Source organism: Tritonibacter sp. SIMBA_163, from assembly GCF_046535935.1.
In the GTDB taxonomy this organism is placed as follows: domain Bacteria; phylum Pseudomonadota; class Alphaproteobacteria; order Rhodobacterales; family Rhodobacteraceae; genus Epibacterium; species Epibacterium scottomollicae.
Window position 1 is genome coordinate 350,404 of record NZ_JAWJBP010000003.1, and the last position, 21,177, is coordinate 371,580.

A 21,177-nucleotide genomic window follows, 5' to 3' on the forward strand; every position below is an offset into this window, starting at 1 on the left:
CGGCTCAACTTTCTGAAGAATTTCCTGTCAGCGCCGAGGTGAGCGCCGTCATGGCCTGTGCGGTGGGCGACCCGTCCGCCGGTGTCGCATGGCAGGTCAGCACCACTGGTTCCCGGGCATGGGCATCGCGGATCGGACGCGCGATGAGCGGCATGCCGTCGTAGGTGAGGTCGCCGGGCGGAAGGCTGTAGGCCAGTCCGATCCCTTCGCCTCGGGCCGCCAGACTGCGCAACAGTTCCAGCGAGGCGGCGCGATGGGCCACCTCCGGCACCAGTCCCAGAGTTTTGAACAGCCGCATCATATGGGCGATCGACAGGCCCTCACGCGACAGGATCAGCGGCGCCCGGGCCAGTTCGGCAAGGCTGATATCCTCCTGCGCGGCCAGCGGGTGATCTGGCGGCATCAGCGCCTTAGGTGTGATGTGGTGCAGGTCCTGCCGGGTGAAACTCGAATCAAGTCCGAGGTCATAGGTCAGCGCCAGATCGCAGCTGCCCGCCCTGAGGGCCGTGATCAGATCCTCAAAGTGACCCTCAATGATATCGAGCCGGACCTGCGGCAGAGTGGCGCGCAGGGTGGCGAGGGCGCGTGGCAGCAGGAAGGGCGCGAGATCACTGAAACAGCCGATGGTCAGGTGCTGTGCGGCCTGCACGGCGGTGCCTGCGCGCTCCAGCTGGGCCGCCTGCACCAGCAGCGCCTCCGCCCCCGTGACAAAATCGCGCCCCTGCGGTGTCAGTTCCAGCGGCGCGCCCTTGCGGCGCAGGAACAGCACCCGGCCCAGATGCGCCTCGATCCGCGACAGCGCCGCCGACAGTGCCGGCTGGCTGACATGCAGGGCCGCCGCCGCGCCCGACAGACTGCCGTGATGGGCAATGGCGGTGACATATTCGTAGTGGCGTAGTGTCAGGTATAACATCAGCAGAAGGCTATCTTAGAAAGATATGATTTGAAACTATGCACGCCGCCTGAGACGGTCAGAAGAACAGATAGTCAGAGGGAGTAGGTACATCATGGTACATCCGTTGCTGAGCGAAGATCAGATCGAGGCCTATCAGCGCGACGGCGTGGTGATGATCAAGGGGCTGTTCCGCGATCAGGTGGAACTGCTGCGCAAGGGGGTGGCGGCCAATATGGCGGAACCCGGTCCCTATGCCTCCAATAACGATAAGCGGGGCGAAAGCGGTCGTTTCTTCGATGACTACTGCAACTGGACCCGCATTCCGGAGTTTGCCGCCGCCATTGAGGCCTCGCCGGTAGCGGAGGTGGCCGCGGATCTGATGGGTTCGGATTTGGTGCAGATGTTTCACGACCATGTGCTGGTCAAGGAGCCGGGGACCTCGATGGCGACCCCCTGGCATCAGGACGGACCCTATTATTTTGTCGAGGGTCAGCAGACCGTCAGCTTCTGGTCGCCGCTCGACCCGGTGCGGGAGGCGAGCCTGCGCTGCGTGGCCGGATCTCATCGCTGGGAAAAGGAAGTGCTGCCCACCCGCTGGGTCTCGCAAGAGGGGTTCTTTGCCGATGAAGGGCAGTACATGGCGGTGCCGGACCCGGACGCGGAGGGCATGCGGGTGATGGAGTGGGAGATGGAGCCCGGCGATGCGGTGGCGTTCCACTTTCGCACCCTGCACGGCGCGCGCGGCAATACCTCTGACATGCGCCGCCGGGCGTTCTCTTTGCGGCTGGTGGGGCAGGATGCGCGGTATGTGGAGCGTCCGGGGCCGACCTCGCCGCCGTTTCCGGGCCATGACATGACCCCGGGCCAGCGTCTGCGCGAGGATTGGTTTCCGTTGTTGTTGCAACGCTAGGGCGGGTCAGGGAGCGGGGCAGGGGGCGCTGCCCCCTCGGCGCCAGGGCGCCTCACCCCCGAGGTATTTGGGGAAAAGATGAAATTGACAGGCGCAGGGCCTGCGTCGTTTTGTTCATAGCTCTGCCGGAGGTCATGTTTCGCGGGTGCGGGGCGTTCAGAACCACTGGCCGGGCTCCATCAGGCCGAGGTCGAGGAGCTGGCGCGAGTGCCATTCAAACGGCGTGGAGTTGTGCCATTTGAAGCTCTGGATTTCGAATGTGGACCCGGGGTTGCGCTTCAGTGCCTTGGCGGCGCGAAAGGAGCAGATCGCTGCAGTCAGGTTGTGGTGCCATGGGCAGGCGTAGGTATTGTATTCCTGTTCGTTGAACGTGTGATCGGCGCGCAGCTGCAAGCCTTTCCTGGAGCGAAACAATGCGATGCGGTCGATCTTGCGGCTGGCGTCGGGGATGTGTTCCTCGTGTCGCCAGCGGATGCCACCGAAGAAATCCAGCTGCCGGTCGCGCGGATCACCGGTAATGGGGTCCTTGCGTCCCTGCGCATAATAGCCGGAGCGATCCAGGCAAGCGTCCTCGATCGAGACCGCGTTGGGATGGGTCTCCAGATCGCCGGCATAGAGGTCAATTACATAGGTCAGCATCGCATCGCGCCGTTCCTCCGCGTGGAAGGTCAGCATCTCGGTTACTGTGCGCGACTCGCAAAACGGGTAGAAGAGGTATTCGGCGTTATAGCAGTAATAGAGCCAGCAGCCCGGGCTGGCCGCCGCGATCACCCTGTTGACGCCTTCCACCACCGCCTCGGCCGGGCCGCAGTCGAAGGGCACGCGATGCACCCTTTCCGCCACGTCGCTGGGCAGGTCGAAAGCATCGGGCATCAACGCCACCACCGCCTTGAAGCCGCAATCCAGGTGATGGCGTAAGCTGGTGCCGATCTCCACCTCATCCTCGACGAAGATCAGCGCCACCGGTCCTTTGGCGAGCACCGATTTGCCGGTCTGCAGGAAATCCTCCAGCGAGGCATAGATCATCGGGCCTGTCCTTCTGCTCCGCCCCGGTTGTGCCCCGGTGCCTTGTCTGGTGTTCGCGGTTAAAATCGGGTAATTGCCCTGCCATTGCAAGCGGCCACAATTCGCGCTATGCGCTGCCGCTGTTCTTTCGCCTTGCTCCCCGTCGCTAGAAGGTAGCCCCGCCATGACCGCGCCCAAGAAGCTCTATATCAAGACCTACGGCTGTCAGATGAACGTCTATGACAGCGAACGCATGTCGGAGGCGCTGGGCGGTCAGGGCTATGTGGAAACGCAATCCCCCGACGACGCGGACATGATCCTGCTGAATACATGCCACATTCGCGAAAAGGCGGCCGAGAAGGTCTATTCCGAGCTGGGCCGCTTCAAGGGGCTGAAGGCTGATAAGCCGGATCTGAAAATCGGCGTGGCGGGCTGTGTCGCCCAAGCCGAGGGCGAGGAAATCATGCGCCGCCAGCCGCTGGTGGATCTGGTGGTTGGTCCGCAGAGCTATCACCGCCTGCCGGAGATGGAAGCCAAGGCGGGTGCGGGTGAAAAGGTGCTCGACACCGATTTCCCCGAGGAAGACAAGTTCGAGCAGCTGAAACGCCGCCCCAAGGCCAAGCGTGGCCCCACCGCATTTCTTACCGTGCAGGAGGGTTGTGACAAATTCTGTGCCTTCTGCGTGGTGCCCTATACCCGCGGTGCCGAGGTGTCCCGCCCGGCTGACCGCATCCTGCGCGAGGCGGAGGATCTGGTGGAACGCGGCGTGCGCGAGATCACCCTGCTTGGGCAGAACGTCAACGCCTATCACGGCGCGGGTGCCGACGGTGACACGACGCTGGCGCAGCTGATCTGGCAGCTTGACAAGATCGACGGGCTGGAGCGCATCCGCTTCACCACCTCGCACCCCAACGACATGATGGATGATCTGATCGAGGCGCATGGCACCTGTGCCAAGCTGATGCCCTATCTGCATCTGCCGGTGCAGGCGGGGTCGGACAAGATCCTGAAGCGGATGAACCGGGCTCATACAGCCGAGAGCTATCTGCGCCTGATCGAGCGCATTCGGGCAGCGCGGCCCGATATCCTGATTTCCGGCGATTTCATCGTCGGCTTTCCGGAAGAGACCGAAGCGGATTTCCAGGCCACACTCGATCTGGTGGAAGAGGTGAAATACGGCACCGCCTATTCGTTCAAATACTCCACCCGTCCGGGCACACCGGCTGCAGAACGTGCGCAGGTGGACCCGAAGGAAGCAGACGACCGGTTGCAGCGGCTGCAGGCCCTGCTGACCCGCCAGCAGCGCGAGGTGCAGGACAGCATGGTGGGCCGCGAGGTTGGCGTGCTGTTCGAAAAGCCCGGGCGCTTTGCAGGCCAGATGGTGGGCAAGTCCGATTATCTGCACGCGGTTCATGTGGCTGACTGCGATGCCGCCGTGGGCGACCTGCGCCGGGTGCGGATCCTGTCCTCCGGGACCAACTCGCTGGCTGGCGAGCTGATCGGCTGAGCGCGACGGCGGCTGCGTCGGCGGACTAGGCGTATGGTCGATGTGCAGCCACGCGCACAATTCAGGTGTTGAAGGCTGCGACCGCCAGAGCGCTGTGCGACTCGGTGGTGGCGGCTGGGCAGAACTTACTTTCACATTCTGAAGGGCTGGCGGCCTCATTGATCGCGGTGCGTCAGCAATAAGTCGCCAAGTGCGGAACTGTTTCGCACGCGCGCTGTGAACGCCGCGAAATTCCCCATGGAGTGGCCTCATGTTCAGGGAAAATTAGTGTAAATTAGGGACATACATAAGACACGGAAGGTTCAGAAAGGATCATTCCCAAGTGGGCCAATTGAAGGATGCCTGTTGTGTTTAATCGAATATTAAGCAAAGCCTGTGCGCCTCTTGCCTGCGCCGCGACCGTCGTTTCGCTCGCTCTGGCCGCACCCGTTGCCGCGCAAGAGACCGCCCCGCTGCGTGGCGAACGATATGTACCAACCATCTGGGTTGATCCAGACGGGTGTGAGCACTGGGTCATGGATGATGGTGCCGAGGGCTACATGACCACGCATATGACGCCGGACGGTAAACCTGTTTGCCGCCGAGGTCAGCTCTGCGGCATGATGCCGACCGATCAGTTCTTTGCCACCGACGGCAGCGCCATTAATGCCGCAGGGCGCAAGCGCCTTCAGGAGTGGTTTAAGTCCACGATGCCGGGGACCCGTTACTTTATCGTCGCCGGTCATACCGACAGCCGTGCCTCGGATGAATACAATATGGCCCTCTCCAAGCGTCGCGCCAACGCGGTGGCGCAGGTTGGTCGTTCGGTCGGGGCGCGTATCAGGGACATCCGGGCCTATGGCGAGCGCAGTCCACGCGTTCCCAATCGTGGGGCTGCCAACAGGGCGCAGAATCGCCGAGTCGAAATTTACTGCGTAAGCCGCTGAGGGAGCTGGAGTATGAAGATTATCAAAGGGGTCTCAGTGATCACGCTCGGGCTTGTGCTTGCAGCATGTGGCGATGTGTCTGACAAGACCCGCGATCAGAACTTTTTTGACGGTGGTGATGGCGACCTTGCCGGTCTGACGGCCGGCATATGGGTTGACCCGCAGGGGTGCGAACACTGGATCGTCGATGATGGCGTAGAGGGCTATCTGGATCCGCGCATGACCCCGGACGGCAAGCCGGTCTGCAACAGTGAGTTGCCGCGCAATGTGGCGGTCGGACCCTTCAAGAGCGGGTCGACCTTCACCGACCCGATTTGATCCGATTGCTTTGGCAGATGTCCAGGCGGTGCCTCACGGCGCCGCCTTTTTCGCGCTGGGCGGGTCTTTTGCGCGGTGCCTTGCCGGTCCAATGTAGCAGTTGCGTGAAATCCGGCGTTTCCCAGCGGGCTAGCCCTTGCGCGGGCGCGCGCGGAGATGCAGACTGAAGAGGCAATTTGACAACAGGAGAGCCGTTTGGCCACTAGTGTTCTGCCCCCGTCCTCCGAGCACGCCCCAGCACCCGAAGTGCTGCTGGAATTTCCTGACAACCGACTTCTGATAGAGCTGTGCGGCGAGTTCGACCGTCACCTCGCCGAGATCGAGCAACGCCTGGGCGTGCAGATCATCCGGCGCGGCAACCAGCTGATCGTGCATGGCGATCCTGAGCTGTGTCAGCAGGCTGCGGAGTTGCTGTCTTTGCTTTATGAACGCCTGGAGAGCGGGCGTCCGGTTGAGCGGGAAGACATTGATCGCGAGCTGCGTCTGGATCGTTCTGACGAGGAGGCTGCGGCCTCTGGTCCAGACAGCCAGATGGAGATGTTCACCGGCGGCAAGGTGGAGATCAAGACCCGCAAAAAGCTGGTCGAGCCACGGACGGACGCGCAGAAGGCCTATGTGAAGAACCTCTATGAAAACGAGATGGCATTCGGCATCGGGCCCGCGGGCACCGGCAAGACCTATCTGGCAGTGGCCGTGGGCGTGTCGATGTTCATCCAGGGCCATGTGGACAAGATCATCCTCTGTCGGCCTGCTGTTGAGGCGGGCGAGCGGCTGGGCTTTTTGCCCGGTACGCAGGAGGAAAAGGTCGATCCCTACATGCAGCCGCTTTACGACGCGCTGAATGATTTTCTGCCGGGCAAGCAGCTGGCCAAGCTGAAGGAAGAAAAGACCATCGAGATCGCGCCGCTGGCCTTCATGCGCGGGCGCACGCTGTCGAATGCCTATGTGGTACTTGATGAAGCGCAGAACGCCACCACCATGCAGATGAAGATGTTCCTGACCCGTCTGGGTGAGGGCTCTCGCATGGTGATCACCGGCGACCGGACCCAGGTCGATCTGCCGCGTGGCGTGCAATCCGGGCTGCAGGATGCCGAACGTTTGCTGGCGCCGATCCCGAAGATCTCGTTCAATTATTTCACCGCAAAGGATGTGGTCCGCCACCCGCTCGTGGCCGCGATCATCGAGGCCTATGACAAGGACGAAATGACGGGGTGATCTGCCTGGTCTGACACTCGTCCTGTCGCCGGATTAGGTGGTAGGGGCCGACGCAGGAGCCTCCGGCGGAGATATTTATGAAAAGCTGAAGTTGGGCCAATGCGTAAGGTCGAGCGGCAGGACAACGCGTTCGGCATGCTGTGCTGCGCCGTCCAGTGGTCTTTGATCAACGCCCCCGGCGGACTTCGCGTCAGAGCAACCGCCCCTAGCACCGGCGGGACGGCGGATGTTCGCCGCCTGCGCTGCGCTTGCTCGTCATTAACTGCGGTATAAGTCAGGCGCAGCGGGCGGATGACGGTGCTGGCGGGGTGTGCCAGTGCGGTGTCGTATCTTCGGTGCTTTTGTTCCGATTAAGGTCGAGGTAAGGCGGGGTGATGATACTGGATGTTGTGATCGAAGATGGCCGCTGGGAAACAGTGGCGCTGGAAAAGCAGGCGGAGGTCGCGATCGCGGCCACGCTGGACTGTCTGGGTCTCGGGGGCGAGGACTGGGAGGTCTCCATTCTCGGTTGTGATGACCCGCGCATCGCCGAGCTGAACGCGGACTTTCGTCAGAAGTCCAAAGCCACCAATGTCCTCAGTTGGCCGGCGCAAGAGCTGGCCGCCGAGGAGGCGGGCGCGACGCCGCGAGAGCCGGAGATGGATTTCATGGGAGATGCGGCGTTGGGCGACATCGCGATCTCATATGACACCTGCATGGCCGAGGCGGCCGCAGCGGGCAAAGATCCGCTGCATCATGTGCAACATTTGCTCGTTCACGGAACGTTGCATTTATTGGGCTATGATCACATTCGTGACAGCGACGCCACGGTCATGGAAACATTGGAGGTCAGGATACTTGGCAAACTGGGTATTCCTGACCCATATATCTTGGAGGACGGGCCGTGAGCGGCCACTTTGGAATGGAACAATGGGCGATATAGAAGGCAGTTCTAACGCAGCGCAGAGCGCGCTGCAGGACATTGAAGCGATGGAACCAACGTTGAACGGGGCGGAGACGCCCGGGTTCCTGAGTAAGATTTTCGGGAGTTTTTCCCAAACCACCGAGGATGACGCGCCGGAGCAAGATGGCGGTGAAATCCTCGCGGACCCTCCACCGGGCATGATGAACCTCCGCCGGCTGCGGGTCGAGGATGTCGCAATTCCGACCGCCGAGATTGATGCCGTGCCCGTGACGATCGCACGCGAAGAGCTGGTGCAGATGTTTCGTGACACTGGTTTCACCCGCGTTCCGGTCTACGAAGGCACACTGGACACGCCGCTGGGATTCGTACATCTCAAGGATTTTGCTCTGACCTATGGCTTCGATTGTGAGCGCGAAGGGTTTGACCTTGCCAATATGTTGCGGCCGCTGCTCTTCGTGCCGCCGTCCATGCCGATTGGTGTCTTGCTGACAAAGATGCAGGCCGAGCGCCGCCATATGGCGCTGGTGATCGACGAATATGGTGGCGTCGACGGCCTGCTGACGATCGAGGACCTGATCGAGCAGGTGGTCGGCGAAATCGAGGATGAGCACGACAGCGGAGAGGATCAGACCTGGGTGCAGGAAAAGCCCGGCTGTTATGTTGCGCAGGCCCGTACACCGCTGGTCGAGTTCGAGAGTGAGATCGGCATTCCGTTGACCCGTCACGAAGATGTGGATGGCGAGGAAATCGATACGCTTGGCGGGCTGGTCTTCATGCTCTCGGGGCGCGTGCCAGCGCGTGGCGAGGTGATCCAGCATCCAGAAGGTCCGGAGTTCGAGGTGGTCGACGCTGATCCCCGCCGGATCAAGCGCCTGCGTGTGCGCCTGCCCGGTATCGTCGCGGAATGAGTTTGCCGCCCGCGCTTGGTCGGTTTGGCCCCTATGGGCTGGCCTTTGGTGCGGGTGCGCTGATGGCGCCGGGATTGGCGCCTGTGTCCGCGGTCTGGACGACGCCGGTGGCATTGCTGATCGTTGCGCTCTTGTTCTTGCGCTCGGACCAGCCGCGTCGCGCAGGCGGGATAGGCTGGCTGTTTGGCTGCGGCTATTTCGGTTTTGGTCTCAGCTGGATCATGGAGCCGTTTCAGATTGACGCGGCCACATTTGGCTGGATGGCGCCCTTTGCGTTGGTGCTGATGGCGGCAGGTTTGGCATTGTTCTGGGCGCTCGCCTTCTGGGCTGGCGTAAGGATGTCTCGCGGTGACTGGCGGGTGTTTGCGTTGGTGGCCACATGGAGTTTGGCCGAGCTGGCCCGTGCCTATGTTCTGACGGGCTTTCCGTGGGCGGGTTTTGCGCAGCTGGCATTTCCACGCGATCTGGTCTTGCGGGCCGTGCCCTGGGTTGGATCGCATGGGTTTGCGGTGCTGCTTTTGCTGGCGGTGCTGCCTTGCGTGCTGCTGGCCCGGCGTCCCCTGTTTGCAGTGCTGCCCATCGGCCTGATGGTGATTGCGTCAGGCTGGCTGCCCGATGGACGTCCGTTTGGTGGCAATCTGCCGCTGACCAGCCAGACCGTGCGTCTGGTGCAGCCCAATGCGCCACAGGCTGAAAAATGGCTGCCCGAGAAACGCTGGATGTTCGTGCAGCGGATGCTCGATTTTACCGCCGCCGCTCCGGCTCAGGCCGGAAGCGGACGTCCGGATCTGGTGATCTGGCCAGAGACGGCGATCCCCACCTTGCAAAACTACATCGACGAGGTGCGCCCGGCATTGGTCGAGGCCGCGCGAGGGGCAGAGGTGATCTATGGCATCCAGCGCGAGGAAAACGGGCGCTATATGAATTCTGCCGTGGTGATGAGTGCGGAAGGTGAGGCGCTCGACATCTATGACAAGGTGCATCTCGTGCCCTTCGGCGAATACATGCCGCTCCCGAAGCTATGGGAGAGGTTCGGCGTCTTCGGCCTCGCCTCCCGCGCTGCCGGTGGCTATGCGCCCGGGACGCAACGGCGGCTGCTGGACACGATCGCAGGCCGGGCGCTGCCGCTGATCTGCTACGAGGGCGTGTTTGCGCAGGATGTGAATGCCACGCCCTCTCGGCCGGATTATCTGGTTCTGATCACCAACGATGCGTGGTTCGGCAACTACTCCGGCCCCTATCAGCACCTCGTTCAGGCACAGTTGCGCGCCGCCGAGCAGGGTTTGCCGATGCTGCGGGCTGCAAATACCGGCGTCTCTGCGGTCATCGATCCCTATGGTCATGTCCGGGACAGTCTTGCGCTCAATACCGCAGGCTACCTTGACGCACGCTTGCCCCGCCCCTTGCCGCCGACGCTTTACAGTCGCAGTGGCGATTGGCCGGCGCTGTTCGTTTCCCTGCTGCTGCTTTGTGTCGTCAGTCTGCCACGGCTGGGCATGAACCGGCGGCGAACACTTGCTTAATCTGTTGAAGCTATAGATTGACCCAAGGAGTGAGCGCGCCTACTGCGTTCTACATCGCCGCCACAACGGCTTCCTGACGTGGCGGACTTCATTTAGCGGAGCACATCTCTTATGAGTCGAAATAACTACACCTTCACCTCGGAGTCCGTATCCGAGGGTCACCCGGATAAGGTCTGCGACCGGATTTCCGATGCCGTCCTCGACGCGCTGATCGCCGAAGAGCCGGAGGCGCGCGTTGCCGCGGAGACCTTCGCAACCACCAATCGTGTGGTGATCGGGGGTGAGGTTGGCCTGGCGGACCAGGACAAGCTGAAGGACTACATGGGCAAGATCGACGAGATCACCCGCGCCTGCATCAAGGACATCGGCTACGAGCAGGACAAGTTTCACCACGAAACGGTTGAGATCACCAACCTGCTGCACGAGCAATCCGCCCATATCGCGCAGGGTGTCGACGCGGCTGGCGACAAGGACGAGGGGGCGGGCGACCAGGGCATCATGTTCGGCTTTGCCACCGATGAAACAGATGCGCTGATGCCTGCGCCGATCCAGTTCTCGCATGCAATTCTGCGTCGCCTTGCCGAAGTGCGCAAGAACGGCACCGAGCCGGCACTTGGTCCGGACGCCAAATCGCAGATCTCTGTGCGCTATGAAAACGGCCAACCGGTCGAGGTGTCGTCGCTGGTGCTGTCGACACAGCATCTGGACGAGACACTGACCTCTGCCGACATCCGTGCCATGGTAGAGCCGTATATTCGCGAGTCTCTGCCCGAGGGCTGGCTGACCAACAACACCGTCTGGCACGTGAACCCGACCGGCAAGTTTGTGATCGGTGGTCCCGATGGTGATGCGGGCCTGACCGGTCGCAAGATCATCGTGGACACCTATGGTGGCGCCGCGCCGCATGGCGGCGGCGCGTTCTCCGGCAAAGACCCGACCAAGGTGGACCGCTCTGCAGCCTATGCCGCGCGCTACCTGGCCAAGAACATTGTGGCTGCCGGTCTTGCGCATAAATGCACGCTGCAGCTTTCGTATGCGATTGGCGTGGCTGCGCCGCTGTCGATCTATGTGAACACTCATGAGACCGGTGTCGTGCCGGACGAACAGATCGAGTTTGCCGTGCGCAAATGCATGGACCTGACACCGCGCGGCATCCGCACGCATCTGGGTCTCAACAAGCCGATCTATCAGCGCACCGCCGCATACGGCCACTTTGGTCGTGCGCCGGAGGACGATGGCGGCTTCTCATGGGAGCGCACTGACCTGACCGGCGCGCTGAAGGGCGCGGTCTGAGCGCGGCACTACAATCACGTCACGCAGAATCACGGGCGGGGGAAACCCTCGCCCGTTTTTGTATCGGCCATCTGGAGCAGATCTCGCGCAGGTCCGCCGGACTGGCCAATGCAACTGACAGGTATTGCCCGCCGTTGCGCGAGGGCAGACAGCGCTGTCTATGACAGGGAGGCCGCGCGAGCTGGGCCGCTCATATGCTCATCTTTGCCTAAGTGATATCGCAGGGCCGTTCTGTTGCTCTCTTTTTCTTGAACTGCAGAACGGGTTTGCTCCTTATACCCTTCGCCCGCTATTCAAGGGGGCGTAGCAGATCGGGCAAGGGGGCCAATATGGCGATACTGGGATGCAAAACGAGGCCAGTCAGGGCGTTGCTGAGCCTCGCGGCCTTGATCTTGGCCGCGCCGGCATCGGCACTGGACGACGGGGCGGGTCGTCTGTTCGTGGATGGCAGCACGCTGTCCTTTGATACCGAGGCGGTTGCGGACGACCAACCCGGCGAGATCGTGATTTCCGATATCGACCTGTTCCGCAGCCTTCTGCAGGAACATCCGGACGTCAGCACGCTGCAGCTTAACTCCAGCGGTGGCAGCATTTACGCCAGTTCTGAAATCGCGTGGATCGTATCGGATTATGGTCTGAACACGCAGGTGGATGGTGAATGCGTCAGTGCCTGTGTCGACGTGTTCCTTGCAGGCGCGCGTCGCGAAATGACGCTGGGCTCGAAGATTGGATTTCATCGCCGTTCCTGGCCGCCGCAGGCGGTAGAAGGCTACTATGAAGATCTGCGCGAAAGCCGTGGCTGGGCCACACCCTTCGTTTTTGGATCCTGGATCTACACCGACACGCAGCGCGAAATGTTTGAGTACCTCAGCTACATGGTCGACAACGGTGTTGAGCCGGGATTTGCCATCCAGACGTTGCAGGTAGACTCGGGTGACGAATGGTATCCCACCCGCATGCAGCTGATCGAGGCAGGGGTGTTGCGTGACGAAGCGCCCTGAGCGCACCGGTCGGGGTCATTTGCGCTGCCAGCCGCAGGCGGGGCAGGGGGGAGGCTATCGCAATGTATGAACAACGGCATGTGCCGCCGCTCTCGCGCCCTCGCTTTCTGCGCCGCCTGTGGTGGCATGTCCTGACTGCGGTCATGCTGCTGGCCGTTTCGGTCTTTGCAGGTGCAGTGGCGCTGATGCATCTCGAGACGCTGCCCTTGTCCGAGGCGGTCCTGCATGCAAGCACGCTGATCAGTGGGTTGGGACTGGCCGAGATGCCCCGGACGGGGGCGGGGCGTCTCTTCACCAGTCTGTTCGCGCTCTACAGCGGGTTCGTGGCTTTGGCTGTATCCGGGATCATGATTGCGCCGGTGGCGCATCGTATGCTGCATTGTTTTCATTGGGACGGCGAGGACACCATGGGATCACGCCGCACCGGGCCGTCCGACTGACCGTCGCCGGCGTTGTGCCGCTTGACCTTCGCGACTGACTGCGGCAGAGGGGGGCGCCTTGCGTGGCCGTCGATGGCGCGTATTTCAGTGAGTTTACCAGAGGAAACCCGCCCCAGATGTCCGATGACAACGCCCGCACTGCTTTCACAGAGGTTGGAACCGGCCTTGATGCTGAGGGCAAACATGCCTCTGGTGCGCCTTGGCGGAACTTCTATGGCCGCTTCAAGGGCAAGCAGCTGAAGCCAAATCAGGTGCGCGACCTTGATGAGATGTTGCCCGCTCTGAGCCCGGGTGCGGTGGGGTGGGATGAAAACCCCGACCGGCTTCCGCTCGATCTTGAGGCGCTGTTTGGCGGGCGTGACGTCTGGCTTGAGGTTGGCTTTGGCGGTGGCGAGCATCTGGTGCATCAGGCCACGGCAAATCCGGACGTGGGCATCATTGGCGCGGAGCCCTACGTGAACGGCATCGCCATGCTTCTGGGCAAGCTGCGCAAGTCATCGGTCGAAAATGTGCGTGTTCACCCGGGCGACGCGCGGGATCTGATGGATGTATTGCCCGCGCAGAGCCTGTCGCGTGCTTTCCTGCTCTATCCGGATCCCTGGCCGAAGGCGCGCCACCACCGGCGCCGGTTTGTGACCCAAGAGCATTTGGCGCCGCTGGCCCGTGCGCTGAAACCCGGTGCGATCTTCCGCGTGGCGACGGATATTCCCGATTATGTGCGTCAGACGCTGGAAGAGGTGCCGCGGGCCGGGTTCGAATGGCTGGCTGAGGGGCCGACCGACTGGCGCCAGCCTTGGCAGGACTGGATTTCCACCCGCTACGAACAAAAGGCCCTGCGTGAGGGGCGCACGCCGCACTACCTTACCTTCCGCCGCACGAGGTGAGTGCGCGCCGCTCGCAACCATTCGGCCATCGCCAACTGGAGCGCTGTGCCGCAAAGAGGGAAGCCTCCCGCGCGTCTAATCTGCATTGAAAATGCAGCCTGGCCCTTTGGGCCCGGCAGGCCGCGCCAGGGGCGCGGCCTGCGTCACCGCACTCTGCAAGGTCGTGTGCTCTCCTTAAGAGGCTGCCAGACGGTCGGGCAAGGCGCGCTTGGTGATGGACGACAGCGCCGTCTTGCGCTAACAGCCTTGCGACCGACTGAGAAGAGGAACCGCCCATGTCCGGACACGGCACGCCCATTCCGATGACCTCCCGCCGCGCCAGCCCGCTCAAGGGCGAGGCCCATGTGCCCGGCGACAAGTCGATCTCGCACCGTTCGCTGATCCTTGGTGCCATGGCCGTGGGCGAGACAAGAATTTCAGGCCTGCTCGAAGGCGAGGACGTGCTGGATACCGCCAAGGCGATGCAGGCCTTTGGCGCCGAGGTCACCAACCACGGCGGCGGCGAATGGTCCGTCTTCGGCGTTGGCGTCGGCGGCTTTGCCGAGCCGGAGAATGTCATCGACTGCGGCAACTCCGGCACCGGTGTGCGGCTGATCATGGGCGCCATGGCAACCTCGCCGATCACCGTGACCTTCACCGGCGATGCCTCGCTGAACAAGCGTCCTATGGCGCGAGTGACCGATCCGCTGGCGCTGTTCGGAACCCAATCCGTAGGCCGCGAAGGGGGTCGCCTGCCGATGACCATCGTCGGCGCCGCAGAGCCGGTGCCGGTGCGCTACGAGGTCCCGGTGCCCTCGGCGCAGGTGAAATCGGCGGTGCTTCTGGCCGGGCTGAATGCACCCGGCAAGACAGTTGTGATCGAACGCGAGGCCACCCGCGATCACTCCGAACGTATGCTGGCGGGCTTTGGTGCCGAGATCACCACCGAGGACACCGACGAAGGTCGCGTCATCACCCTCACCGGTCAGCCCGAATTGCAGCCGCAGGTGATCGCTGTGCCGCGAGACCCCTCTTCCGCCGCCTTCCCGGTTTGCGCCGCGCTGGTCACCCCCGGCTCGGACGTGCTGGTGCCGGGCATCGGCCTCAACCCCACCCGCGCGGGCCTGTTTTACACGCTGCAGGATATGGGGGCGGATCTCACCTTCGAGAACCCACGTGAAGAAGGCGGCGAGCCGGTGGCTGATCTGCGGGCCAAATACTCCCCCGATATGACAGGCATCGACGTGCCGCCCGAGCGCGCTGCCTCGATGATCGACGAATATCCGGTGCTCTCCGTCGTGGCCTCTTTCGCAACCGGCACCACCATGATGGCGGGCGTGAAGGAATTGCGCGTCAAGGAAAGCGACCGCATTGACGCCATGGCCCGCGGGTTGCGCGCCAATGGCGTCACCGTCGAGGAGGGCGCGGACTGGTGGAGCGTCGAGGGCTGTGGCCCGGATGGCGTCAAGGGCGGCGCCACCTGCGAGAGCTTCCTCGATCACCGGATCGCCATGTCGTTCATGGTGATGGGCATGGGGGCGCAGGCGCCGGTCTCGGTGGACGATGGTGGCCCGATCGCCACATCCTTCCCGATCTTTGAGCGCCTTATGAGCGATCTTGGCGCCCACATCAGCCGCGACAACACCTGAGCCCTTTCATCTTTTCAGAAATATCTCGGGGGTGAGCGCCTTTGGCGCGAGGGGGCAGCGCCCCCTGTGACCAGACCAGCCACAAGGAGAGACACCATGGCCTTTACCATTGCGATCGACGGTCCCGCGGCGGCGGGCAAGGGCACCATTTCCAAGGCGGTGTCGGATCATTTCGGCTATGGGCATCTGGACACCGGTCTGCTGTACCGCGTGGTCGGCGCGCGTATGCTGGACGGAGCGGAGCCGGTCGCGGCTGCCGAAGCTCTCGAAGTCGTGGATCTGGAGCGCGACGACCTGCGCACCGCCGAGGTGGCGCAAGCCGCCTCCAAGGTGGCGGTGATCGCCGGGGTGCGTGCCGCTCTGGTGGACTTCCAGCGTGCCTTTGCCCGTCGCTCCGGCGGCGCGGTCATGGACGGGCGCGACATCGGCACGGTGATCTGCCCGGAGGCGGAGGTGAAGCTCTTCGTGACCGCCAGCGCCGAGGTGCGTGCCACGCGGCGGTTCCTGGAACTGACCGGCAAGGGCAGCATCATCACGCTGGAGGAGGTGCTGGCGGATGTCCGCGCCCGCGACGAGCGTGACATGAACCGCGCCGAGGCGCCCTTGAAGCCGGCAGAGGATGCCGTGACCATCGACACCAGCAGCCTGAGCATTGAAGAGGCCATCGGCCAGGCCGTTGCGGTTGTCGAAGCCCGTCAAAAAGGCTGATGTCCCGTAACGAATGGCATGAGGTCTGAGCGGCGCCCCAAGCGGGGCGCCGTTGTTTTTTCACGATCTGTAGGGGCAGGGGTTGCAGTCGTAGACTTCGATGTCTACCTAAGTCTCGACGTCGAGATAAAATAACTTGAACGAACCAGTTCAGTTACTAAATGAGTGCAAGCGAGACACACTGAAAGGACCTCCCCGATGTTTCTGGATAAGCTGAACTGGCGCTATGCTGCCAAGAAGATGGACCCTGCCAAACCCGTGCCGGAAGACAAGGTCGCCCGGATCGTCGAGGCGATCCGCATGGCCCCCACCTCCAGCGGTGTGCAGCCGTTCGAGCTCTTCGTGATCCGCAACACCGCTGTGCGCGAGGCGATCCGCCCGGTGGCCTGGGATCAGGCGCAGATCACCGACGGCTCGCATCTGTTGGTCTTTGCCGCCTGGGACAATTACACCGAGGCGCGCATCGATGCGGTGGTCGAGCAGATGGTAGCAGAGCGCGGCGATTCCGACATGTTGCAGGGCTATTTTGCTAACCTCAAGGAGATGCTGCTGCCGCGCTCGGCAGAGGTGAACCACGCCCATGCCTCCCATCAGGCCTATATCGCACTGGGGTTCGCCCTTGCCGCGGCGGCGGAACTGGGCGTCGACAGCACTCCGATGGAGGGGTTTGACCCCGACCAAGTGGACGAGATCCTCGACCTGAAATCCAAGGGGCTGCGATCCAAGGTGCTGCTGCCATTGGGCACCCGCGCCGAAGAGGGCGACTGGCTGCTGCCGATGCCGAAGGTGCGCAAATCCAAGGCGGCGCTGGTCACCGAAATCGACTGATCTGCGCGAATGCGCGCCGGAAGAGGAGGGCGGAGCCAAGAGGCTCTGCCCTTTTTCGTGGCTGGCGGTCGACCGCCGCGGTGCGGCAATTCCGATCAGTCGAACGTGATCTGGTCGAGCTTCTTTGCGTCAAACTCTGCAACCCGCTGCGCTGAGGGGCGCGCTTCGCAGCATTCGATCCACGCCTTGATGGCAGGATGGTCAGCGGCTTCGTGACTGAACCAGGTGAAGGGCGAAACCAGCAACAGGTCGGCCGCCGTGAACGTGTCGCCCATTAGAAAGGGCGCTTGTTCGAGGGCATCGGCCAAACGGCGGGTCATGTCCGGCACGCCCCTGAATGTGGCATCCAGAATCGGGTGTGATAGGTCCGCAGCGCCGCAGACGATGACCGGTTCAACCACATTGCCGTACCAGGCCAGCCAGCTGAGATAGCGTCCGCGCAGCGGATCACCGGCAACTGGTCCCGCGCCTGCATCTGGAAAAAGGTCGGTGAGATAGAGAATGATGGCATTTGATTCCCAGATCTCGACACCATCGTGAACCAGCAACGGCACTTTGCCTTCGGGATGCGGGTTCGCAGGGTCGTGCCCGCCGGTGCCATCCTGCCGCGTGACTTCGACGATGCGAATGTCGATCTGGGACCAGATATCCAGTTCATCTATCAGGCGGACAATGCGCGACGACCGCGAGCGCGGCGAATGATACAGGGTGAGCATGGTGGCGACTTCCTTGTTGGTTTGAATCGGAAGTCGGATATACAGAGAACATACTGTCAGTTTCCGTCAGGAAGTCATGAGCCGCCCCGAACGTCTTTTCCGCTTGATGAATGCCTTGCGCGTTTTACCCAAACCTGTGACCGCAGCCCGGCTGGCACTTGAAACCGAAGTGTCGGAACGCACCCTCTATCGTGATATCGACAGCCTTCGGGCGAGTGGGGCCCTGATTGATGGCGCGCCGGGGCTTGGCTATACGCTGACCGAAGATCCGGCCTTGCCGCCACAGACGTTTGACCGGATCGAGATGGAAGCGCTGGTGGTGGGCTTAAGCGACGTGCGCCAGCGCGGTGATGCGCAGCTGGCACAGGCAGCAGAATCCGCGCTTGCCAAGATCGCCGCGACCATGCCGGAGCGCTTGCAGCGTCAAATCGTTCACGCAACACATATGGTCTATCGCTATCAGGCGCCGACCGCCGTGGCGCCGGATATGTCCCGGATAAGGACGGCATGCTGGGACGAATGCGCGCTCGACATTTGTTACCAAGATGCAGCTGGCGCGGTCACGCATCGGCGGGTCTATCCGCTGGCGATCGTGTACATTGATCGGGGTGCCGCGCTACTGGCGTGGTGTTGTTTGCGGCAGGAGTTTCGAAAGTTCATGATGTGGCGCATGGAAACTGCCGAGCCGACTGACGAGAGCTTTCGGCCAAACCGGGTCAGGTTGTTGCGCGAATATATCTCCCAGATGTCGAAGGCATACTCCGAAGATGCGCCGCGCAAAGCGTGACACTGTTCGAGCGTGGAGAAATGCATTCGGGGTGCTTTGCCACCCCGCAGGATGCCGGGTACGAGCCCCCTTGCCAGCAAGGCCAAAACCGCCTATAAACCGCTCTGTCAACAGAGATGCGTAAACGCACCAGGACAGTCGGAGCAGGGTCGGGGCATACCTCGGCCCTTTGTGTTTGTTTGTTGCTCCCGCACTGTCAGCGATTCGCGTCCTGAACCGACCAACCCTGTTCAGACCGGTGGAGACAACCACACGGCCAGCAAAACTCTGTAAAGGAAACCTGAGACCACATGGCTCAAACAACATCGATGGAGGAATTCGAAGCCCTCCTGCAAGAAAGCTTCGAAATGGACACCCCCGAAGAGGGTTCCGTAGTCAAAGGCAAGATCATTGCCATTGAGGCCGGTCAGGCCATCATCGACGTCGGCTACAAGATGGAAGGTCGCGTCGAACTCAAAGAATTCGCAAATCCCGGCGAAGCGGCTGAAGTCACCGTTGGCGACGAAGTCGAAGTCTACCTGCGCGCGGCTGAAAACGCCCGTGGCGAAGCTGTCATCTCCCGCGAGATGGCGCGCCGCGAAGAAGCATGGGACCGCCTGGAAAAAGCATACGCAGACGATCAGCGCGTCGAAGGCGCGATCTTCGGCCGCGTCAAAGGCGGCTTCACTGTCGACCTCGGCGGCGCCGTGGCCTTCCTGCCCGGTTCGCAAGTCGACGTCCGCCCCGTGCGCGACGCTGGCCCGCTGATGGGTCTGAAGCAGCCGTTCCAGATCCTGAAAATGGACCGTCGTCGTGGCAACATCGTTGTGTCCCGTCGCGCAATCCTCGAAGAGTCCCGCGCCGAGCAGCGTGCCGAAGTCATCGGCAACCTGTCCGAAGGCCAGGCGGTCGAGGGTGTGGTCAAGAACATCACCGAATACGGTGCGTTCGTTGACCTCGGCGGTGTTGACGGGCTGCTGCACGTCACCGACATGGCATGGCGCCGTGTGAACCACCCCTCCGAGATCCTCGCCATCGGCGAGACCGTCAAGGTTCAGGTGATCAAGATCAACAAAGAGACTCACCGTATCTCCCTCGGCATGAAGCAGCTGCAGGACGATCCGTGGGATCTGGTTGGCGCCAAGTACCCGCTGGCCTCCGTGCACAAGGGTCGCGTCACCAACATCACCGATTACGGTGCATTTGTTGAGCTGGAGCCTGGTGTCGAAGGTCTGGTCCACGTCTCCGAGATGTCCTGGACCAAGAAGAACGTGCACCCCGGCAAGATCGTTTCCACCTCGCAGGAAGTGGACGTCATGGTGCTGGAAATCGACGGCGCCAAGCGTCGCGTTTCCCTTGGTCTCAAGCAGACCATGCGTAACCCGTGGGAAGTCTTCTCCGAGACCCACCCCGAGGGCACCGAAGTCGAAGGCGAAGTCAAGAACATCACCGAATTCGGTCTGTTCATTGGCCTCGAAGGCGACATCGACGGCATGGTTCACCTCTCCGACCTGTCCTGGGACGAGCGCGGCGAAGAAGCCATCCAGAACTACCGCAAAGGCGACATGGTTTCGGCCGTTGTCTCCGAAGTGGATGTCGAGAAGGAGCGCATCTCGCTCTCCATCAAGGCACTGGGCGGTGACAAGTTCGCAGACGCCATCGGCGGCGTGAAGCGTGGCTCCATCGTGACCGTGGAAGTGACCGCGATCGAAGACGGTGGCATCGAAGTGGAATATGAGGGCATGAAGTCCTTCATCCGCCGCTCCGACCTGTCCCGTGACCGTGCGGACCAGCGCCCCGAGCGCTTCTCCGTTGCGGACAAGATCGACGTGCGCGTCACCAATATCGACTCCAAGACCCGTCGTCTGGGTCTGTCGATCAAGGCACGCGAGATCGCAGAAGAGAAAGAGGCCGTCGAACAGTATGGTTCCTCCGACTCCGGCGCGTCCCTCGGCGATATCCTTGGCGCGGCACTGAAGAGCGAGTAATCTCTCTTTAGATCGACATTAAGAAGCCCCGCAGGAGCAATCCTGCGGGGCTTTTTTGCGTTCGATGTCTTGGGTCGAGGGAGGTTCGAGGTGTGGCGCCTCGATCGGAGGCGCCACCAGGAGGTCCTAGGACGTCTTAGTGCGCGAGCATCTCGTGCAGGATGTCCTCGCCGCTGAGGTCGGCGGGGTAGTAGGTCGGCCAGTTGGTCAGCTCTTCCAGGACCTTGGCGCGGTCGTCACCCCAGTAAAGATGGTAGTGACCGACGGTTTCCGGCGCGATGTGGTGATCGCTGAACTGGATGAAGGCGGGGGCCGCATCATCGCCGCTGTCTTTCTTGAAGATATAGCGCACGCCACGGTTGCCCTTTTTGTAGTTCAGGATCTCGTAACCGTCGGACACATATTCGCCGCCATAGCTCTCGCCATTTGCGGTGAAGGTCACGGTCTGCCCGTCAAAGCTGATCGCGTCCACATCGGTGGCGTAGCCGGTGTTGTAGTAGGCACGATATTCTTCAGCCGTCTTGTCGCCATGCTCGGCCTTATGCGCCATCACCGGATCCAGCGTGCCATCCGCAAGATAGGGGTAGACCGATTGCCAGTCGCCCTGCCAGTCGGCGAGGGTGCGGGGCTGGATCTGTGCGTCGTCGAAATAGCCCTTGTAGACCTGCTCGTCATGTTTGTGCGCGTGGTCATGATTGTGGTCGTGGTTACTGCCAGCGGAAGCCGGGGCGGCGAGGCACAGGGTGGCGGAGGTCAAAAGCGCCAGCGCGCTGCGGGACAGGGATATCATCTGAAAGGTCCTTTGATTCTGTAT

21 protein-coding genes and 1 riboswitch are annotated in these 21,177 nt (G+C 62.0%); of the genes, 17 read left to right on the forward strand and 4 right to left on the reverse strand.

Features of this window, described 5'->3' with window-relative positions:
- Positions 1-4 precede the first annotated feature (4 nt).
- Positions 5-913 (reverse strand): LysR family transcriptional regulator, encoded by a 909-nt coding sequence (locus R0J92_RS08625; RefSeq protein ID WP_411051383.1) that lies wholly within the window; start codon positions 911-913, stop codon positions 5-7.
- Positions 914-1,007: 94 nt separating this feature from the next.
- On the opposite strand from R0J92_RS08625, the gene R0J92_RS08630 reads away from it, so the two are divergent.
- Complete coding sequence (locus R0J92_RS08630; protein WP_411051384.1) at positions 1,008-1,805, forward strand: phytanoyl-CoA dioxygenase family protein; 798 nt, start codon at positions 1,008-1,010, stop codon at positions 1,803-1,805.
- Between the two features lie 156 nt (positions 1,806-1,961).
- On the opposite strand, the gene R0J92_RS08635 is transcribed toward R0J92_RS08630, so the two are convergent.
- Positions 1,962-2,831, reverse strand: coding sequence for a hypothetical protein (locus tag R0J92_RS08635; RefSeq protein ID WP_411051385.1), 870 nt, complete (start codon positions 2,829-2,831; stop codon positions 1,962-1,964).
- 163 nt (positions 2,832-2,994) lie between these two features.
- Between R0J92_RS08635 and miaB the strand changes: the two genes are divergently transcribed.
- From miaB to R0J92_RS08705, 14 genes are all read left to right on the forward strand, one after another.
- Positions 2,995-4,317, forward strand: a complete 1,323-nt coding sequence (gene miaB / locus R0J92_RS08640) for a tRNA (N6-isopentenyl adenosine(37)-C2)-methylthiotransferase MiaB (RefSeq protein ID WP_106161909.1) — start codon at positions 2,995-2,997, stop codon at positions 4,315-4,317.
- A gap of 338 nt (positions 4,318-4,655) precedes the next feature.
- Complete coding sequence (locus tag R0J92_RS08645; RefSeq protein ID WP_411051386.1) at positions 4,656-5,243, forward strand: OmpA family protein; 588 nt, start codon at positions 4,656-4,658, stop codon at positions 5,241-5,243.
- A gap of 12 nt (positions 5,244-5,255) precedes the next feature.
- Positions 5,256-5,561, forward strand: a complete 306-nt coding sequence (locus R0J92_RS08650; protein WP_411051387.1) for a hypothetical protein — start codon at positions 5,256-5,258, stop codon at positions 5,559-5,561.
- Positions 5,562-5,756: 195 nt separating this feature from the next.
- Positions 5,757-6,776: a PhoH family protein gene (locus R0J92_RS08655; protein WP_317384298.1), complete on the forward strand. Its 1,020-nt coding sequence runs from the start codon at positions 5,757-5,759 to the stop codon at positions 6,774-6,776.
- A gap of 374 nt (positions 6,777-7,150) precedes the next feature.
- Complete coding sequence (gene ybeY, locus R0J92_RS08660) at positions 7,151-7,663, forward strand: rRNA maturation RNase YbeY (protein ID WP_317384297.1); 513 nt, start codon at positions 7,151-7,153, stop codon at positions 7,661-7,663.
- Between the two features lie 22 nt (positions 7,664-7,685).
- Positions 7,686-8,588, forward strand: a complete 903-nt coding sequence (locus tag R0J92_RS08665) for a hemolysin family protein (protein WP_106161913.1) — start codon at positions 7,686-7,688, stop codon at positions 8,586-8,588.
- Positions 8,585-10,111, forward strand: coding sequence for an apolipoprotein N-acyltransferase (gene lnt / locus R0J92_RS08670; protein WP_411051388.1), 1,527 nt, complete (start codon positions 8,585-8,587; stop codon positions 10,109-10,111). The genes R0J92_RS08665 and lnt overlap by 4 nt, the downstream gene beginning before the upstream one ends.
- A gap of 54 nt (positions 10,112-10,165) precedes the next feature.
- Positions 10,166-10,214: riboswitch (SAM-SAH riboswitch) on the forward strand.
- An 8-nt stretch (positions 10,215-10,222) separates the two neighbouring features.
- The gene (gene metK, locus R0J92_RS08675; RefSeq protein WP_106161915.1) at positions 10,223-11,404 is read left to right on the forward strand and encodes a methionine adenosyltransferase; all 1,182 of its coding nucleotides are present in this window, start codon (positions 10,223-10,225) and stop codon (positions 11,402-11,404) included.
- Positions 11,405-11,733: 329 nt separating this feature from the next.
- Positions 11,734-12,405, forward strand: coding sequence for a hypothetical protein (locus tag R0J92_RS08680; protein ID WP_411051389.1), 672 nt, complete (start codon positions 11,734-11,736; stop codon positions 12,403-12,405).
- Between the two features lie 62 nt (positions 12,406-12,467).
- The gene (locus R0J92_RS08685; RefSeq protein WP_106161916.1) at positions 12,468-12,845 is read left to right on the forward strand and encodes a hypothetical protein; all 378 of its coding nucleotides are present in this window, start codon (positions 12,468-12,470) and stop codon (positions 12,843-12,845) included.
- Between the two features lie 116 nt (positions 12,846-12,961).
- Positions 12,962-13,729 (forward strand): tRNA (guanine(46)-N(7))-methyltransferase TrmB, encoded by a 768-nt coding sequence (gene trmB / locus R0J92_RS08690; protein ID WP_411051390.1) that lies wholly within the window; start codon positions 12,962-12,964, stop codon positions 13,727-13,729.
- A 275-nt stretch (positions 13,730-14,004) separates the two neighbouring features.
- Complete coding sequence (gene aroA / locus R0J92_RS08695) at positions 14,005-15,357, forward strand: 3-phosphoshikimate 1-carboxyvinyltransferase (protein WP_411051391.1); 1,353 nt, start codon at positions 14,005-14,007, stop codon at positions 15,355-15,357.
- A 96-nt stretch (positions 15,358-15,453) separates the two neighbouring features.
- Positions 15,454-16,065, forward strand: a complete 612-nt coding sequence (gene cmk / locus R0J92_RS08700) for a (d)CMP kinase (RefSeq protein WP_106161919.1) — start codon at positions 15,454-15,456, stop codon at positions 16,063-16,065.
- A 198-nt stretch (positions 16,066-16,263) separates the two neighbouring features.
- The gene (locus tag R0J92_RS08705) at positions 16,264-16,893 is read left to right on the forward strand and encodes a nitroreductase family protein (protein WP_411051392.1); all 630 of its coding nucleotides are present in this window, start codon (positions 16,264-16,266) and stop codon (positions 16,891-16,893) included.
- 95 nt (positions 16,894-16,988) lie between these two features.
- Here R0J92_RS08705 and R0J92_RS08710 read toward each other — a convergent pair whose 3' ends face one another.
- Positions 16,989-17,609 carry a glutathione S-transferase family protein gene (locus tag R0J92_RS08710; RefSeq protein ID WP_411051393.1) on the reverse strand — a complete coding sequence of 207 codons (621 nt, stop codon included), beginning with the start codon at positions 17,607-17,609 and terminating at the stop codon, positions 16,989-16,991.
- A gap of 76 nt (positions 17,610-17,685) precedes the next feature.
- On the opposite strand from R0J92_RS08710, the gene R0J92_RS08715 reads away from it, so the two are divergent.
- Positions 17,686-18,396 (forward strand): helix-turn-helix transcriptional regulator, encoded by a 711-nt coding sequence (locus tag R0J92_RS08715; RefSeq protein WP_411051394.1) that lies wholly within the window; start codon positions 17,686-17,688, stop codon positions 18,394-18,396.
- A 290-nt stretch (positions 18,397-18,686) separates the two neighbouring features.
- Positions 18,687-20,363, forward strand: coding sequence for a 30S ribosomal protein S1 (gene rpsA / locus R0J92_RS08720; protein ID WP_106161923.1), 1,677 nt, complete (start codon positions 18,687-18,689; stop codon positions 20,361-20,363).
- A 136-nt stretch (positions 20,364-20,499) separates the two neighbouring features.
- Here the strand turns inward: rpsA and R0J92_RS08725 are convergent, their stop codons facing one another.
- Positions 20,500-21,153, reverse strand: coding sequence for a metal-binding protein ZinT (locus R0J92_RS08725; RefSeq protein ID WP_411051395.1), 654 nt, complete (start codon positions 21,151-21,153; stop codon positions 20,500-20,502).
- Positions 21,154-21,177: the final 24 nt, after the last annotated feature.

Bases quoted from the DNA above. Each gene is read 5' to 3' on its own strand.
- R0J92_RS08630 (WP_411051384.1), top strand. From the start codon at position 1,008: ATGGTACATCCGTTGCTGAGCGAAGATCAGATCGAGGCCTATCAGCGC.
- cmk (WP_106161919.1), top strand. From the start codon at position 15,454: ATGGCCTTTACCATTGCGATCGACGGTCCCGCGGCGGCGGGCAAGGGC.
- lnt (WP_411051388.1), top strand. From the start codon at position 8,585: ATGAGTTTGCCGCCCGCGCTTGGTCGGTTTGGCCCCTATGGGCTGGCC.
- R0J92_RS08650 (WP_411051387.1), top strand. From the start codon at position 5,256: ATGAAGATTATCAAAGGGGTCTCAGTGATCACGCTCGGGCTTGTGCTT.
- R0J92_RS08635 (WP_411051385.1), bottom strand. From the start codon at position 2,831: ATGATCTATGCCTCGCTGGAGGATTTCCTGCAGACCGGCAAATCGGTG.
- R0J92_RS08705 (WP_411051392.1), top strand. From the start codon at position 16,264: ATGTTTCTGGATAAGCTGAACTGGCGCTATGCTGCCAAGAAGATGGAC.
- R0J92_RS08645 (WP_411051386.1), top strand. From the start codon at position 4,656: ATGCCTGTTGTGTTTAATCGAATATTAAGCAAAGCCTGTGCGCCTCTT.
- ybeY (WP_317384297.1), top strand. From the start codon at position 7,151: ATGATACTGGATGTTGTGATCGAAGATGGCCGCTGGGAAACAGTGGCG.
- R0J92_RS08715 (WP_411051394.1), top strand. From the start codon at position 17,686: ATGAGCCGCCCCGAACGTCTTTTCCGCTTGATGAATGCCTTGCGCGTT.
- aroA (WP_411051391.1), top strand. From the start codon at position 14,005: ATGTCCGGACACGGCACGCCCATTCCGATGACCTCCCGCCGCGCCAGC.
- R0J92_RS08625 (WP_411051383.1), bottom strand. From the start codon at position 913: ATGTTATACCTGACACTACGCCACTACGAATATGTCACCGCCATTGCC.
- R0J92_RS08725 (WP_411051395.1), bottom strand. From the start codon at position 21,153: ATGATATCCCTGTCCCGCAGCGCGCTGGCGCTTTTGACCTCCGCCACC.
- R0J92_RS08680 (WP_411051389.1), top strand. From the start codon at position 11,734: ATGGCGATACTGGGATGCAAAACGAGGCCAGTCAGGGCGTTGCTGAGC.
- metK (WP_106161915.1), top strand. From the start codon at position 10,223: ATGAGTCGAAATAACTACACCTTCACCTCGGAGTCCGTATCCGAGGGT.
- miaB (WP_106161909.1), top strand. From the start codon at position 2,995: ATGACCGCGCCCAAGAAGCTCTATATCAAGACCTACGGCTGTCAGATG.
- trmB (WP_411051390.1), top strand. From the start codon at position 12,962: ATGTCCGATGACAACGCCCGCACTGCTTTCACAGAGGTTGGAACCGGC.
- R0J92_RS08665 (WP_106161913.1), top strand. From the start codon at position 7,686: ATGGGCGATATAGAAGGCAGTTCTAACGCAGCGCAGAGCGCGCTGCAG.
- R0J92_RS08685 (WP_106161916.1), top strand. From the start codon at position 12,468: ATGTATGAACAACGGCATGTGCCGCCGCTCTCGCGCCCTCGCTTTCTG.
- R0J92_RS08710 (WP_411051393.1), bottom strand. From the start codon at position 17,609: ATGCTCACCCTGTATCATTCGCCGCGCTCGCGGTCGTCGCGCATTGTC.
- rpsA (WP_106161923.1), top strand. From the start codon at position 18,687: ATGGCTCAAACAACATCGATGGAGGAATTCGAAGCCCTCCTGCAAGAA.